The organism is Nitrosomonas ureae (assembly GCF_001455205.1).
Taxonomy (GTDB): Bacteria; Pseudomonadota; Gammaproteobacteria; order Burkholderiales; family Nitrosomonadaceae; genus Nitrosomonas; species Nitrosomonas ureae.
Genome location: NZ_CP013341.1, coordinates 2,694,373 through 2,709,739 on the forward strand (window position 1 = coordinate 2,694,373; position 15,367 = coordinate 2,709,739).

Annotated in this window: 16 protein-coding genes, 2 tRNA genes and 1 pseudogene; 8 read left to right on the forward strand and 11 right to left on the reverse strand. The window is 41.6% G+C overall.

Going from position 1 to position 15,367, the window contains the following annotated elements:
* Positions 1-2 precede the first annotated feature (2 nt).
* Entirely contained in the window at positions 3-278 is a 276-nt protein-coding gene (locus ATY38_RS12550) for a hypothetical protein (RefSeq protein ID WP_062559600.1), read from the reverse strand.
* Positions 279-831: 553 nt separating this feature from the next.
* Between ATY38_RS12550 and ATY38_RS16130 the strand changes: the two genes are divergently transcribed.
* The 3 genes and pseudogenes from ATY38_RS16130 to ATY38_RS16665 form a co-directional block, all read left to right on the forward strand.
* Entirely contained in the window at positions 832-1,020 is a 189-nt protein-coding gene (locus ATY38_RS16130) for a hypothetical protein (RefSeq protein WP_158441783.1), read from the forward strand.
* A 195-nt stretch (positions 1,021-1,215) separates the two neighbouring features.
* Positions 1,216-1,392, forward strand: a complete 177-nt coding sequence (locus tag ATY38_RS15575; RefSeq protein WP_074702310.1) for a PLDc N-terminal domain-containing protein — start codon at positions 1,216-1,218, stop codon at positions 1,390-1,392.
* 89 nt (positions 1,393-1,481) lie between these two features.
* Positions 1,482-1,686, forward strand: a pseudogene (locus tag ATY38_RS16665) (transposase); the annotation flags it as partial.
* Positions 1,687-1,855: 169 nt separating this feature from the next.
* Here ATY38_RS16665 and ATY38_RS12555 read toward each other — a convergent pair.
* Both ATY38_RS12555 and ATY38_RS12560 read right to left on the reverse strand, forming a co-directional pair.
* Positions 1,856-1,932: transfer RNA gene (locus ATY38_RS12555), tRNA-Arg, on the reverse strand.
* A gap of 90 nt (positions 1,933-2,022) precedes the next feature.
* Positions 2,023-2,241: a glycine zipper 2TM domain-containing protein gene (locus tag ATY38_RS12560; RefSeq protein WP_062559601.1), complete on the reverse strand. Its 219-nt coding sequence runs from the start codon at positions 2,239-2,241 to the stop codon at positions 2,023-2,025.
* Between ATY38_RS12560 and ATY38_RS16185 the strand changes: the two genes are divergently transcribed.
* Positions 2,177-2,374 (forward strand): hypothetical protein, encoded by a 198-nt coding sequence (locus ATY38_RS16185; RefSeq protein ID WP_162492208.1) that lies wholly within the window; start codon positions 2,177-2,179, stop codon positions 2,372-2,374. The two genes, ATY38_RS12560 and ATY38_RS16185, sit on opposite strands and share 65 nt — an antisense overlap.
* 271 nt (positions 2,375-2,645) lie before the next feature.
* On the opposite strand, the gene ATY38_RS16670 is transcribed toward ATY38_RS16185, so the two are convergent.
* Both ATY38_RS16670 and ATY38_RS12570 read right to left on the reverse strand, forming a co-directional pair.
* A complete protein-coding gene (locus tag ATY38_RS16670) occupies positions 2,646-3,296 on the reverse strand; it encodes a PEP-CTERM sorting domain-containing protein (protein ID WP_062559602.1) in 651 nt (216 codons plus the stop codon).
* 225 nt (positions 3,297-3,521) lie between these two features.
* The gene (locus ATY38_RS12570; protein WP_062559603.1) at positions 3,522-3,968 is read right to left on the reverse strand and encodes a hypothetical protein; all 447 of its coding nucleotides are present in this window, start codon (positions 3,966-3,968) and stop codon (positions 3,522-3,524) included.
* Between the two features lie 536 nt (positions 3,969-4,504).
* Between ATY38_RS12570 and tnpA the strand changes: the two genes are divergently transcribed.
* Together tnpA and ATY38_RS12580 are read left to right on the forward strand one after the other, a co-directional pair.
* Positions 4,505-4,933 carry an IS200/IS605 family transposase gene (gene tnpA, locus ATY38_RS12575; RefSeq protein ID WP_062559604.1) on the forward strand — a complete coding sequence of 143 codons (429 nt, stop codon included), beginning with the start codon at positions 4,505-4,507 and terminating at the stop codon, positions 4,931-4,933.
* 705 nt (positions 4,934-5,638) lie between these two features.
* Positions 5,639-6,715: an IS5 family transposase gene (locus ATY38_RS12580; RefSeq protein WP_062559605.1), complete on the forward strand. Its 1,077-nt coding sequence runs from the start codon at positions 5,639-5,641 to the stop codon at positions 6,713-6,715.
* A 354-nt stretch (positions 6,716-7,069) separates the two neighbouring features.
* Here the strand turns inward: ATY38_RS12580 and ATY38_RS12585 are convergent, their stop codons facing one another.
* The 4 genes from ATY38_RS12585 to lpxK form a co-directional block, all read right to left on the reverse strand.
* Positions 7,070-7,804, reverse strand: coding sequence for a hypothetical protein (locus tag ATY38_RS12585; RefSeq protein WP_062559606.1), 735 nt, complete (start codon positions 7,802-7,804; stop codon positions 7,070-7,072).
* Between the two features lie 362 nt (positions 7,805-8,166).
* Positions 8,167-8,259: transfer RNA gene (locus ATY38_RS12590), tRNA-Ser, on the reverse strand.
* A gap of 57 nt (positions 8,260-8,316) precedes the next feature.
* Complete coding sequence (locus ATY38_RS12595) at positions 8,317-9,546, reverse strand: aspartate kinase (protein ID WP_062559607.1); 1,230 nt, start codon at positions 9,544-9,546, stop codon at positions 8,317-8,319.
* A gap of 197 nt (positions 9,547-9,743) precedes the next feature.
* On the reverse strand, positions 9,744-10,754 hold the full coding sequence (lpxK, locus tag ATY38_RS12600) for a tetraacyldisaccharide 4'-kinase (RefSeq protein ID WP_062559608.1): 1,011 nt from the start codon (positions 10,752-10,754) through the stop codon (positions 9,744-9,746).
* A 273-nt stretch (positions 10,755-11,027) separates the two neighbouring features.
* On the opposite strand from lpxK, the gene ATY38_RS12605 reads away from it, so the two are divergent.
* A complete protein-coding gene (locus tag ATY38_RS12605) occupies positions 11,028-11,936 on the forward strand; it encodes an alpha/beta fold hydrolase (protein WP_062559609.1) in 909 nt (302 codons plus the stop codon).
* Positions 11,937-12,027: 91 nt separating this feature from the next.
* On the opposite strand, the gene ATY38_RS12610 is transcribed toward ATY38_RS12605, so the two are convergent.
* Both ATY38_RS12610 and ATY38_RS12615 read right to left on the reverse strand, forming a co-directional pair.
* The gene (locus tag ATY38_RS12610) at positions 12,028-13,710 is read right to left on the reverse strand and encodes an alginate export family protein (RefSeq protein ID WP_062559610.1); all 1,683 of its coding nucleotides are present in this window, start codon (positions 13,708-13,710) and stop codon (positions 12,028-12,030) included.
* Between the two features lie 286 nt (positions 13,711-13,996).
* Complete coding sequence (locus tag ATY38_RS12615) at positions 13,997-14,857, reverse strand: radical SAM protein (protein ID WP_062559611.1); 861 nt, start codon at positions 14,855-14,857, stop codon at positions 13,997-13,999.
* Positions 14,858-14,898: 41 nt separating this feature from the next.
* Here ATY38_RS12615 and queD point away from each other — a divergent pair, with 41 nt between their 5' ends.
* Positions 14,899-15,348 carry a 6-carboxytetrahydropterin synthase QueD gene (gene queD, locus ATY38_RS12620; protein WP_062560207.1) on the forward strand — a complete coding sequence of 150 codons (450 nt, stop codon included), beginning with the start codon at positions 14,899-14,901 and terminating at the stop codon, positions 15,346-15,348.
* Positions 15,349-15,367: the final 19 nt, after the last annotated feature.

The following is a 15,367-nucleotide window of genomic DNA, read 5'->3' on the forward strand; positions in this document are numbered from 1 at the left end:
CTTTAAATGAAAGATGAAAGATCTTCTGGTATTAAATTATTGATTTCCTTGATTAACTTATATTCATTTTTCAATTGCATCTCTTCTTGATCAAGCTCTTCTTTACTTAATTCTAACCATTTACCAAAACTATATATTGTAAATACGACAACACAATATAGGACGAAAATAAGATAGGTTGGGTCATGAAGTAAAAGTTTAATATCTTCTACAAAAAAAGTAATAACTAAACCAAATACTCCCCAAAAAGATCTGAGATGATTTTTATTTATTTTCATTATAAATTTAATGCGGTAATCAAAATTGTTAAATAAAAAACCTAAATCGAACTAATCAATCATTGCGATTGCGAGTACATGAACGCTTTGTAAGGCTACGCTCTAACTTCTAGTTTTTAAGTATTTAAAAAATTTAATTAAATTTAACAATCCACCTTCACAATCTGGCATAGCCAGGCTGTGCATGGCAAATTACTAATTCTCGCCAAAAATTAATCCCGTTACCAGCCTTGTAATTATCTCGAACACGCGTACTATCGAGATCAATGAGAATTGTTCTTTTACTTGTTGTGCATTTTCTTACCACACTCGCGAAACTGGAGGAGCCGGGTGGGACACGGACCATCGTGGCAGACAGCCTACTCATTAAGCATCAACCGATCCCGGCAAAACGCTCCTAACCTAACTGGTCTCGATCGATTCTTCTTTACTTTTCATCGATGGCATGCCAATCTGAGAATACTGGAGATCAACGAAATCAAAACGGTCCCGCACGTTCCAGTATCACATCCATTCGTCGAAAGGCTAATCGGCACTCTCAGGCGCGAGTGTCTTGATCAGATTCTCACACGATTTAAAAAAGAAACTCGATGCCTTAAAAGGCTATTTTAACGGTTACCGCGTTCACGCTGCATTGGCAAGAAGCCTCAGCGGAAATGATGTGCTGGGCAAGGCGAATATCAACGAGTACCGGGGGAAATCACATTGCCGAGATTTATTTCATACACCGATGGCAGCGTGAATTGTAATTCGCCACCTATAGACATGCCAGTTATCTGTTTTAAGCCGCTTGTTTTGAGTAAAATGCTAGGAGAGGTCCAAATGTTATGTTGGTAATTTTCTCTTCCTGTTTTTACCCAAAGTTATTTGGATTAGTTGATTACTTCTGAATTGATTCAAAAATTTGATTAATTTAATAAATATGGAGAAATAAATCATGGGTATTGAAGTAAGTGGCTTTTCTGGTCTTATTTTATTAGTCCTTAATGTATGGGCGATTGTTAAGGTTGTACAAAGTTCAGCGAGTACAGGAAACAAAGTGCTATGGATAGTACTAATATTGCTTCTGCCTATAATTGGTCTGATCCTATGGTATTTTCTAGGTCCTAGATAGAGAAGTGGTCTTAAAAATTCAGACAGTCCGTTAAGCGTTATTTATGCTCAACCCAAATCGTGTAATAGATGGTAAAAAAGAGCGAGAGTATGAGAAGGACAAGAAGGAATCACGCAGCGGGATTCAAAGCCAGGATGGCTATAGTTGCACATCAAGGGTGACAAGTCACTTGCTAAGTTAGCTGAACAATTTGATGTGCATCCGAATCAGATTTCGGTATGGAAGTAGCAGTTGCAGGAATCTGCAATCGATGTATTCGGGAGTAATTCAAGGGCAAAGGACGCCGAGCCTGATTTCAAGATGTTCCAATCGATAACTTACGCGGGAGAATAATTGTGCTCTACCTGAAGCGGGATTGTTGAGCGAAGGGACGGATGGCGGTGTTCACGGTAATTTTCATACTTATACGCAAGGTGATGCGGTAGTGCTCATAGGAATGGATGTAACGACGGATTTTACTTAATGGCGCGCCCGGCAGGATTCGAACCCACGACCACTTGGTTCGAAGCCAAGTACTCTATCCAACTGAGCTACGGGCGCTATCTCAATCTATATCTTACATAGTAGCCGAAAAGCGGGCACGTTTAACCTTGATCCTGTAAGCAACCTTGCGAATATTGATTGAAGTCGTTATTTTTTGTGCTTGCCATTACCCATTTGGTTACCAATAACACCACCTACAACTGCACCTCCAATCGTTCCCAGAGTGCTGCCATTGGTAAGGACGGCGCCTCCGACAGCTCCGACACCCGCCCCTAAAGCTGTATTTCTATCCCGTGTTGACATGCCTGAACAACCACTTAAAACAACTATTATTGTCATGATTGCAGCGCTGACTATGATTCTCATTGAAGCACCTTTTACCAAATACAAAAATATCGGAAGATTCCTTTACTTCTTTAATTTTGCAACTAATCATTTAGAAATGCCGAAGAGGGCAATTCCTAAAATAGTTTTTGAAGCAATATTCCTGCTGTGCTGAGAAGCGGTCGTGCGAGAGATAACTTGGCAATGCCTTAAATTATTACCCGACTAATAATGGGTCTATCTCGATCGTTAAATAATCCTGGGAAGAAAAGGCTATTGTTTTTCAGTATGGTGGGCGTGGCCTTTTAAATTTGCTAGCTGTAGCTTAAAAAAAATAACTCGCATACGCTTGCGAGACCTTCTAAAGCATTTGTATGGGAATGAGCGTGAATAACTAATAAAACCGGGAGCATAACCCCTCATTCTGGTTTAAATCTGAAACTAATTTAAATGACTGATTCTTTTCTGCGTCGTGCTACGAAACCCAACAGCCCCAGTCCAGCCAATAACATGGCATAAATTTCTGGTTCAGGAATAGGAAGCGGAGAGACAAAAGGAACGGAGGCAACGTACGCCAGCTCGTTGGCCAATAGACCCCTTGCATCAACTACGGGATCGTGAAAGTTTGTTGTTGTTTGCCCGCCAAAAGCAACGAATCCGCTACCCCAATCCATGACACTAAATATACTTCCTGCAGACCCGTCAATTAGACTTGTGAGAGGACCGGTTACCGTTGCATGAGAAAAGAAGTTTCCTGTGTATTCAGTTGCAATGTCGCCGTATGTGAGCCCAGCTGATACACCTGCGGTATTGATAGTTGCAACAGAACTGTGAGTAGACTGATGAGCAAAGTCATGATTTAGAGTATCACCAAATCCTAATGAAAATGTTCCTCCTTCGTTAGGGGCTGAATTGATAAATAGATGGCCACCTCCTGCAACATAGTTCTCAAGGAAACTTTGATTGCCCCCAATAAATGACGAAAGCTCGTTTGCATTGTTGTCGCTTCCAACAAGAAATACAAATTTCGCCCCACTGAAATCAGCAATGTTATACCCGGACTTACTCCAGTTGGTCGCACCGAATACTGCTGACATCGTGCTATCGTTTGTCTTATTTGCCCAAGGTTCTTGACTCGTCTAATAGACATAATCAGCTGCGTAAGTAGTAGACGATAAAGCAAAAAATGCTATTGCAATCGCATTAAATTTAAAATTAGCAAAGATAATAATCTCTCCTGAAATCAATTAATAAAATGTACATTCTCTGGCTTTCCATTATACCTACAGCAATGGTAAATCAGTACAGCTTATGATCGTACCTCATTTCTTGATTTTAAGATTAGTTAGATCATTAGCCATAAATTCTTCATGATATTTTTCTTCCAATGAGTGCAATAATTCTATTCTTTTTTCAGGTGACATTTTTTTGATTGCATCAATTCCTTCAGTTTCTTTAGCATCTCTCATCGCAAGTTCTGACACTAATTCTTCCCAGAATGTAGCATTATCATAGTTTTCAATGATTTCGCTAACTTCGCTCGTATCTTCATACTCTCGTGTTTCATAATATTTATTTGATTCTTTATCAGCTTCTATCAAATTCCCGTAACCCATTTCTTCAGCATATGAGTAAAATTTCTGGATTACATCTTGATACTTCTCCTTTTCTGGCAATTCTTCCTGGTCATGTGCAGTTAACATCCAGTCTCCGAGATAGAGAATATCGAGTAACAATCTATACTCTTTTTTTGTAATGTTTATTTTCATATTCAATTTTTCCCAAAAAAAACCCACTATGGACAATTGAAACCAAGCAATAACCTAAGAATGGTTCACAACTAGTAAATAACTTTTGTGACATGTGCTGTCAAAATATGGAATCCATGCGACAAAGTAGCGAATAGCATAGTACATAGTAAATTGCACTAGTAGGAATAATTCAGTCTATACTGCTTTCTCTGTCAGAAGTTTCAGAAATCTCCTGAATTCCGTGTTGCCGCGTTTTGAAATTTTGGACGATGCACCTTCACTTTTGCTTTCCATTGAGGCATTGTCATGGAATCCGCTTTACAACGTAAAGCGTAGAGGATAATTACCAGGAAGAGTTCTGCATAAGTTCGGTCCAGAGCCGAAAAATCGATTTATTTTGCTTGATATCCGGGAAATATCGAAGTGCTGTATTTAGATAACAGTATAATTAATAATAGGTAAACCCCTGACTTTTCCGGGGGACTCCCCAAGGTTTGACCGTTACGGCAGTCGTCGTAACGTTCTCGTCCCAACCAGGAGACGAGGAGTCAAAGATGAAGGAGTACCAAAGTTTGAGCCATACGTGCTGGGATTGTAAATATCATGTGGTATTTATTCCGAAGCGGCGAAAGAAACTGCTATTTGGCAAGGTCAGGAAGCATATAGGGGAAGTGTTGCGCGATCTGGCAAATCAGAAGGAAAGCGCGATTGTGGAAGGCCATTTGATGCTGGATCACATTCACATGTGTATAAGTATTTCACCCAAGTACTCGGTGTCGCATGTAGTAGGTTTTATCAAAGATAAAAGTGCGATAGCAATTGCGCGTCAATTGGGCAGAGGAAGGAATTTAACGGGAGAAAGTTTTTGGGCTCGTGGGTATTTCGTATCAACGGTAGGTCTGGATGAAGAGATGGTCAGAGCATATATCCGAGATCAGGAAAAGGAAGATGAACGTTATGATCAGTTGAAACTGGGTATGTAGGTGCCGCTTTAGCGGCTCACAAACAGCCCCTTTAAGGGGCTCCAGCGATAAGCCTCCGATTATGCTGGAAGTAATTTAACTTTGAATTTTTTGTTATGCTCTAAATAAAAAAGGGATTAGCGTTTAACCTAACCCCTATTCTATTTGGTAGGCCGTGCGAGATTCGAACTCGCGACCAACGGATTAAAAGTCCGCTACTCTATCGATTGGTCAATTGTCAAATTAACACTAGCATAGCTGAGTCATATTCCAGAACCATTCCTTTCGGCAGCCTTTAAAGGGTAAAGTAACGAAAGGAAAAGTAACAGTAACAGGCAATAGAAGAGTAATGCTGGAACCCTCATCAATGCTGGGTTGTGACGTTGTTACGGATAAAGTATTGGGCGTTACTAACTACGTGGTTTATCACAAACAAGCATTATGTGGATCCGTTGGGCTAATCAGGCTTTCGAAGAATCAGTGTCTATTATTTGCAACGGATATTGACGCCAGCTCAATATAATCCATTTCTAGGGATGTTATTTGAACCTGGTGCGAAAATCCATGATTGATCGAATATTCCTACATAGTCCCTACATGACGCCTACATCGAAACATTTAAATATTCTAAGATGAAGTAACTCTTTGAAGATTCCTGCACAACCTCGCCTGGCAGTGCAATAACCAACTAAAATAGAGGAGGTTAAAAGACAGCTGGAGCAAAAGATGCAGATGAGTTTTGGAACACTGGAATTAGCAGAGCGATTGAATCGAGATAATGTTCTGTTGAAGATTGAAGGCTTAATTGAGTGGGAGGAATTACGTCCGAAACTTACGGGTTTATACAAGCGCGAGTTATCGCATGGTGGAGGCCAAGAGCCGTTTGATGGGTTGTTGATGTTCAAAGCGATCCTGCTAGGTCAGTGGCATAGTTTATCGGACGCTGCGTTGGAGCAAGCACTGTGTGTATGCATTGATTTTCTGCAATTTTGCGGACTGTCCTTGTCGGATGCGATACCGGACGAAACCACTTTGTGCCGGTTCCGTAACCGACTAATAACCAACGACCGGCTAGATGATCTGCTGGCCACTATTAATGAACAGCTTCAATCCCACGGATTGATGATCAAGGGTGCGACAGGAGCGGTCATTGATGCCACGCTGATTGAGTCAGCGGCACGCCCTAAAAAGACCATCACACTGGAAGTGGATGCCGAAGAAGGTAAGGTTGTTCAGTTTGAAGATGGTAGTCAGCCTGGAATCAACTGTATCGAAGAACAAAGCGCGGATCCGGATGCGACCTGGCTAAAGAAAGGCAGGAAGTCGCAGTTTGGCTACCGCAGTTACCTGGTGGTGGACGCACAAGACGGCTATGTGCGCGGGGTTCACACCGCCCCTGCCAACCAGAGCGAAATGATGCATTTCGAAGCCGCTATCGATGGTGCGCATATCGAGGCGAATCGGGTGTATGCCGACAAGGGATCCGCCAGCAATGCCAATCGGCAATTTCTAAGAAAGCAAAAGATCAAGAGCGCAATCATGCATCGCGCGTACAAGAATAAACCCCTCTCGTCACGCCAGAAGCTGGCGAATCAATTGATCAGTAAAAAACGCTATATTGTCGAACAGTGTTTCGGCACAATCAAACGCTTATTCAGAATGGGACGCGCCAGCTACTTCGGTACGACGAAAGTCAACGCCCAAGTCATACTGAAAAGTATCTGCATGAATCTAAAGAAAGCAGCCAACAAAATCTTCGTAGACCAACCATTAAGGGGAGCGATCCGTCCAAATATTACATAAGGGGGAAAAATTCACCTAAAAAAAGGAAAAAACTTCACTTTTTATTAAAGTGACGTGCAACAAGTGTCACTTGGAAAATTTTCTCTGTCACTACAGCAAAATTCTTGCGGTTGTGCAGAGGTCTTTCAAGGCGTATATCTGGTATCGTTCTTCTTGGGTTAGGTGTGTGTAGTTCATCTTTGCAATTTCGACTGACTGGTCAAAAAGGCTCAGATGCTACCGCATCCAACCCCCATGACCTGCGTTATTCAAAATTGCACTTCAAACTTGAATCCGCCGTGTTGGTAAAGGTATTATAAGGCGCGTTATTTTAACGCGCTATAGAGCGTTTTGGAGGGTTTTAACGAATTTGATTTAAATCGATTCGCCGAAATCTCTGGCTATATGAGCAAGCTTATTTCTTAATTGTAGATCTTTTGCTCTAAGTTGTTGAATATTGTTAACAAGTTCTTTATCTTCTTCAGATATTTCTCTAATTTTATAATTTCTAAAGTTACTGCTTTCCCGTTGCTTGATTTCATTTAACCAATTTAGGTATTGTTGACGGGTTCCGCTTTCTTTTCTCTCAATGTAACTTCGAAGTCTCTCAGGGTTGACGCTGTGTTGATCACGAATCAGTATAGCGTCGAAGTTATAATAAAAATGTGAAGAGATTTCATCATATACATAAAAATTATGATGTTCCGGAAGTGGTTCTTCATTTGGAATGAGAATTACAGGAAACCCAAAAATTTTAGTCCATTGATATTGAAGACCCGTATCGAAATTTAAAGAATATTCTTGTGTTCTTTGATGATAAATTTTTGTAAATATTCCCGAGATTGGCGCAGTAATTTCATACTTTTCTGTATTAACGGGGTCATTCATAAATGAAAACATAGTTTTTTTTGCATTACTATAATTAATAATGCTGTAACTAAGAATAGGCTCTCCTCTATCAATCCAACACGATTCTGGATTACTCCAATTTTCGGTTTCACTATCAAATACAACATCGCTTAATCCAGCCAGCGGTATACCCATTTCTGCTAGCGTAGGTATTTCTAAAATTTTATATCCAAATGTAATTTCACTAGGTACGCGCTTCATGTTTACTCCAGGTAAATTATTAAACAAGTACTTTTATTGATTAATTGCACGAATAGGTATTATCGAAAATAATACAATAGAATATGAACGAATAGTCATAACAAATGATGAATTAATTTTTTGATCGAGTACTATTTAACTAACCTGAAGCTATTACTAGGCCAGAAACTAAGCCCCGGATACGCTGAGCTCTTTCATTGTTTCCGCTGTGCGCGTGACCTGTGAGTCTTGCTGGCGGGTTTTAGGTTGTTTGGGGTGATACCGAACCGGCAGGAATACCCTAATAAAGAGATTTTTATTTTTGGTTTTTATGTAGGTCAGATTATAAAACAATACGTAAGTTATTGATTTTATTACATATCTGGCGGAGAGAGAGGGATTCGAACCCTCGATAAGCTTTTTGTGCCTATACTCCCTTAGCAGGGGAGCGCCTTCGACCACTCGGCCATCTCTCCGTTAATCTGTTGAATGCAGTCGTATAATAGTTTGTTGCTCAATTCTTCTGATTTAGTTTAAGGTGCTTGCTCAAGATCAAACGCTTTATGCAGAACCCGAACGGCCAGCTCCATATATTTTTCATCGACAACAACCGAAATTTTTATTTCAGAAGTGGCGATCATTTGTATATTGATTCCTTCTTCCGCTAACACACGGAACATTTTGCTTGCAATGCCAGCGTGCGAGCGCATTCCAACACCTACGACCGATACTTTCGCAATTCTATCACCTCCGAGTACATCACGTGCACCAATATGAGGTTGAATCTTTTCTTTCAAAATATTCATCGTATTGTTGAATTCATTGCGATGAACAGTGAATGAGAAGTCTGTTAGACCATCATGACCAACGTTTTGTATGATCATATCCACATCGATATTGGCATCTGCTACGGGACCAAGAATTTGATAAGCAATCCCAGGATGATCTGGAACACCCAATACAGTAATTTTTGCTTCGTCGCGATTAAATGCGATCCCTGAAATAACCGCTTGTTCCATATCTTCATCTTCCTCAAAAGTAATCAAAGTGCCCTGGCCTTCATCTTCAAAACTTGATAAGACTCTCAGTTTCACTTTATATTTTCCTGCAAACTCGACAGATCTCAATTGCAAGACCTTGGAGCCAAGGCTTGCCATTTCGAGCATTTCTTCAAAAGTTATGGTGTTTAACCTTCTTGCTTCTGCTACAACACGTGGATCCGTAGTGTAAATTCCATCAACATCAGTGTAAATTTGACATTCATCCGCTTTCAGAGCTGCGGCCAGTGCAACTCCGGTTGTATCGGATCCGCCGCGGCCAAGCGTTGTGATGTTGCCTTGCTCGTCTACACCCTGAAATCCAGCTACGACTACTACATAACCCGCAGCAAGATCAGCCCGGATCCTGTCTTCATCGATATTTAAGATTCGAGCTTTCGTATGTGTGCTGTCAGTTAAAATTTTGACTTGTGATCCTGTATAGCTTCTGGCTTGGATATCAAGTTCCATTAATGCCATTGCCAATAATGAAATGGACACCTGCTCGCCGGTGGAGATCATGACATCTAATTCCCGTGGATCCGGATTCACTTGCACTTCATGAGCCAAAGCGATTAAGCGATTTGTTTCACCGCTCATGGCTGAAACAACAACTACAATTTGGTGTCCTTGTGCATGAAATTTTGCCACTCTACGGGCAACATTCTTTATCCGTTCGGTGCTTCCGACTGATGTGCCGCCATATTTTTGTACGTAGAATGCCACAGATTAATAACTCACTTAATTTCTGAATTGGAAAACCGCAGGATTCTACACACTTCCTTCAAAGAAAACCAGATTCTGCTCTTCTGTCTAGCGCTCCGGTTTGAATTTTTCCCAGATTCCAATTTAAGTAGAGAACCTTGTTTACAATTTCTTGTGGCCTGATTTCTCTTATAAATTGATGAGATGATTTCATAGGGTTAATTCTTATTTTCAAGTTTTTTTATTATAATCTCTAGCAACTCGTTATTAATCCAGGCTTTCCTTGGCAAAGCCCAAAGCTTGTCATTGGCGAGTTTCTTGCACTGCAGCGCATTTTCTTCCGGCATGAGGATAGCATCGGCTTCTGGGAGATTAATCTCGTGCTGACTAAATCGATGATTTTCCGCATAAGAATGCAATTTTGCATGGAGACCTTTGTTTTGCATGAGATCAAAGCACCAACGAGAGTTATTAGCATCGGTTACAATATGTAGATGCTTATTTTTAAAGCAGGAAACGGATTGTTGGATCTCGGGCTTAAGCACGTTATACACCATTTCATCTGCCAGCTGCATAATGTAGGTTTTACCCCACTTGCTCATATCTCGAGGATGATCGGGTTTTCCATTTGTTACGAGAATATCGGATTTTTTTAACTGATTAAGATTGATACGTAGCGGCCCTGCGGGTACCAAGAGTCCATTGCCAAAACTATGTGCACTGAAATCGACCGTTATGATTTCTACATCGCGTTCAAGTTGATAATAGTGCATACCTCCATTACAGATGATGATATTACATTCCGGGTGAGCGCTCAGTAATGCATGGGCGGTGGCTATTCTATCGCTTCCAACCCATACCGGACAGGATGCCCGGCAGTGATGAGCCAGCAAAAATGTTTTTCCATCGACACTATGTGTATCACTCTCGCAAGTTATTTCATGTGGCAAGTTTGGTCTATCGGAGTTGTCGCGCGTTATAATTCCTGGTCGATAGCCTTGAGTTATCAAACAATCCACTAACCAAAGCAATAAAGGTGTTTTGCTGCCATCTTCGACACTGATACTATCGATCATAATAACAGTGACGGGTAATTTGACCGAAGGCAAAATCTCCAACCAATAACACAGTTTTTTCAGTGTCAAGAAAAAACCATAGAGAACACTTATTGGCCACAAAAGAAAATGCAAAGGAGTAATGCGATACCAATAGAGATCAGATAATTTCATATTTTACTTCTACTCAAGATTTGTTTAAGGTGGCTTGACAATTTGAGAAAATGATCCAATGCTGCGTTAAAATTTTTACACGGCTTATATTCCGCATGCAACAAAAATTGTGAACAAGTCTTGAGCAAGTCATTAAAAAACCAGCTTCTACAGTTTTTAAATCGATGCTATTTATACTGATGATCAGGATGATTGTATGAAATTTCGCATACTCTATTGCGATTGCAGTTAATGCATTGTTTTTAGAATTAAAAGACAGTACATATTAAACTTATGAAAATACCTGTAAATCGATTGCTTGTACCTACTTTGTCAGCTGATGACAAACCAAGAAAGCCGCATCATATTGCGTATACTGACTGGGGTGACCGCGAGAATCCTCATGTTGTGATCTGTGTTCATGGATTGACACGTAATTGCCGTGATTTCGATTATCTCGCGCACGAGCTGCAAACGGATTGTAGGGTAATTTGCATTGACGTGGTGGGTCGAGGTCAAAGTGATTGGCTGCAGGAGGCGCAGGATTATGAATATTATCCTTTGTATCTTTCGGATGCGATATCGCTATTGAACCACCTTAAATCTCAATACACAACGGCAATAACGCTGGATTGGGTGGGTATCTCCATGGGTGGGTTGATTGGCATGGTGCTGGCTTTGCAGAAAAATTTACCCATGCAGATCAACAAGTTGGTGATCAGTGATCTAGGTCCGTTAATTTCTGCGGTAGCATTAAAAAGAATAGCCGAATATGTGGGTAAAGATCCCCGCTTTGCTAGTTTTGAAGAATTTAAGAATTACATGAAACTGATTTCAGTTTCATTTGGTCCCTTAACCGATGCGCAATGGACTCATATGGCAATTCATAGTGCCCGTGAATACCCTGATGGCTCATACGGCTTTCGCTACGATCCAAGAATTGCAGTGAGTTTTCAAACGCATGAGATCACAGATATTGATCTGTGGGCACAATGGGATCAGCTCAATGTTCCGACACTGGTATTGCGCGGAATGGAATCCGATATTCTATCGGCAGAGACGGCTGCGCAAATGCAAGTTCGTGGCGCAAAGGCCAAGGTAGTAGAATTGCCGGGTATTGGTCATGCTCCCATGCTGATGGATGATAACCAGATCAAGATCGTGCGGGACTTTATTTTGAATCAGCGTAATGGCGCAGTTTAAATTTCTATATCATGCAGATCGCAATAAGAAAGATTTTAACGATAACGGCAGTTAAATCCCACTGACGTTATCGTTAGGTTCTGATAAAAAACTAGAAACGAATATTGTATTGAACATAGAAAAGATCAGGGGAAATTCCCGGTCTTTGTTTATCCAGAAATTCACCGCGCCACATTTTTGAATACCCCACTAATACATCCTGATGACGATTTATGTGGAGATTAAGGCGGAAATCCAGTTCATCTCCGATATGACTGCCTGACTGACCTGTGACATCCTGTAGTGTTGCCAGACCAGCAGCGTTATATAAAAAATCGCGGTTGTTAGCCAAATAGAAACGGTGGTATTGCGTAATGAATGTTATCCATGGCATCGGCTGCATAGTAAATTGAGCGTTGATGTCATGTAAATTTTGGCGCCCGACGCGATCCAGGAAACCTAGATAGTAATGCCCGAATGGAAACAACTGATTGAATGTGTTGCTTCTGCCATCTTTAGAGTTGCTATCGCCGGATGCAAAATCATAACGTATCCAGCCTTGCGGATTCATCGGTAGCGGTAAACGATAACCAAGGCCGGTTGCTACCGCAAAAGCGGAAATATCGAGATTGGAGCGCTGACCGAACTGATACATTCCTTCCAGTTCGTACAAGAAATTGTCAAAATTTCCAGCAACGCGACCACCAATCGTATGCGTATCCGCATTGCCTTGTAGAATATTTCCTGCAAGCACATTAGTCGCTGCAAGATTACGGTCATTGATTAAGCTCAGGAAGTAAAGATCGATTAAGTGCCCAGGTTTTGGCTTATTCGTCGCCCACAAGCCAAAAAAGTTTTGCTGCGTATCCCAATTATCGACATTACCTTTCTCAATAACCATCGGGCGCATCCAGAATGCATCCAGATCCCATTCTGCCGTACGCCAGAAAGCTTTCACACCTTGGAATGTTCTGCGCGTATTAACCCAATCCAGCGTGGAGATCAGTCTTTGTGAGCCATACATAAGCTCTTGCCGACCGACACGAATGTATGCCGGACCATTATTAACGGTAGCCAGCTTGATGTCGGCAAACATATTTAAAATATCGGCATGATTCCTGTCTGTTACCAGCGGAGGCAGTTCCGAACCAAAAGCGCGTGCGTCAATCAGTTCTGCAAATAAGCGCACACGATCGCGATACCATAAATCTGCGTGAAAACGTGTACGTAGCAGATGGAAATCGTTATTAGTACCTTCCGCATTCAATCGGCTGTCGGTTTCATGAGTGTAGCGATACCAGAAGCTTCCGCCAAAGGATAGCAACCAATCGCTGGCTAAGTGAATTCTCTTAACCGGATCAAACAGGTCTTTTTCATGCTCCGGATTGTCCAGATAACGAAAGTCTATGTCATATGCCGGCGTGGTTAAGAGCGCAAATGGCGCGTAGGGTGCAACGGGTGGTTTTTCACGCTTATTGCCGGTAATTAAATCCCATAGTGAAAAATAGCCAGGACCTGCAGGAGGTAACATAAATAAGCCGGGACGTGATGCCGGACTGACCGGAGGTACCTTCGACATATCGAATTGACCTGCAGCAGCTTGCGGTGCTGCGAGGGGAGGCGAGCCGGCGCTTGCGGGCGCCGGGTTTGTTGCATAGGCTTGAGAAACCAAGCACATAGCAGCAGTAATACTAAAGCCGATATTGAATAACCTATGTTGCATTTTTTTTATCCAATGTATTCTTAACTCAGCGGAAGGCTCTGCTGAAAAAGAAGACATGCGCGATGAACTCATTACAAAACTCCTGTTATTGGGGTGAATACGGTGTTACAGAGGCAAACATTGTTGCTGGCAGAGTACTTCTTGAACAATCTGGGTTGCCATTATAAGCGATAAGCACTTTTCTTAAAGTCCGGATATAATCTCTTTATAGATTCTGATCGGATACTTGCTCGTGTTTTACATTAATATCAGTTATATAGAATATAAATATTGATTAATATCAAGGGACTTCATTTTGTTGTAAATTGGCTACATTAAGTTCAATGCATCGTCACAGCAAAAAATTCGAATGATGATCCTATGGATTAATTTTCACTGCTATACCCAACGCTTCAATTCTTTTTGCGTATGCGCTTAGCCAGGATTCATCCACGGTTGATAGTTGCACTGCTTCGGGTTGCAGGGAGGGTCGCGCTATGCCATACAATAAAACTCCTTTGAGTGGAATTTTATTATTAATCAGTTGTTGCAAGAAGTTCAAATAGGCGACTATTTCTTCTTCGGCAGGGGGCATGGCATTTATTTGAAAAACACAAGTTTGCAACCAGGTGGGGCATAATGAAGTGGTTATTCGCAGATGATCATTGATTTTCCTCAGGCTGATCGATGTATTGTTGATGTATTGTCTCGCTGTTGCCAATGCGCGATCGAATTTGAACCAGACTTCGCCATTTAATTCAGCCATCTGTTTTAGGCCCGCTTGTACAGTAGGCCGATAAATTAGGCTACCGTTAGTGATTAATACGATTTTTAAATTTTCCGGTAATGCAAAGTCTTTCTTGACGCGACCAATCAACTCGATAACTTGATCAAATTCTTTTGCACTGGTGGGTTCACCGTTTCCGGACAAAGCGATATCGTGGATTTTTCTGGCTTCCGGGGGAACCTGCTTATGCATGAAATCGCCATGAATCAAATCGCGCAAGAATAATTGTAACTCGGATTCCAATCTGCCCAGATCAATGCGAGGAGCCGAGCCACGCTTAAGTTCCGGCACCTGGCAATATACGCAGCGCCAGTTGCAGGCATTATTAGGATTCAGATTAATTCCGATTGAGACTCCGCCCGCACGACGCGATATTACCGGATAAACATAGGTGAGTCCGGCACTGTCGCGGCTGTGATTAATGGTATTCAATAAGTTAGGTTTCGGTTGCAATGTTACAATCTCATTTATTTAGCGTTAGCAAAATTGTACCTATGTTAATCACACGCAAGTTGGAATTTGACGCGGGCCATCGCATTTCAACGCATAACAGCCAATGCCGACATTTACACGGACATCGCTATTGTATTGAAATTACTTTGTCGGGTAACATTATCGCTGACGAAGGCGTAGCACAGCAAGGCATGGTCATGGATTTTGCCGCAGTGAAGCAAATTGCCAAATCCACTTTGGTGGATCACTGGGATCATGCATTCCTGGTTTATTCCGGGGATAAGAAAGTTTTGCAATTTTTGCAATCCATTGAAGATCATAAGACGGTTGTGCTGGATGTTCAGCCTACCGCGGAGAATCTGGCGCTGATCGCTTTTAACATTTTGGATGATGCTTACCGGGATAGCTATGGCAACCATCTACGATTAGAGCAGGTGCGCTTGTTTGAAACGCCCAATTGCTGGGCTGACGCAGTGCGCGGAGCACGGTAACTTTTAACTTCTTTTACTG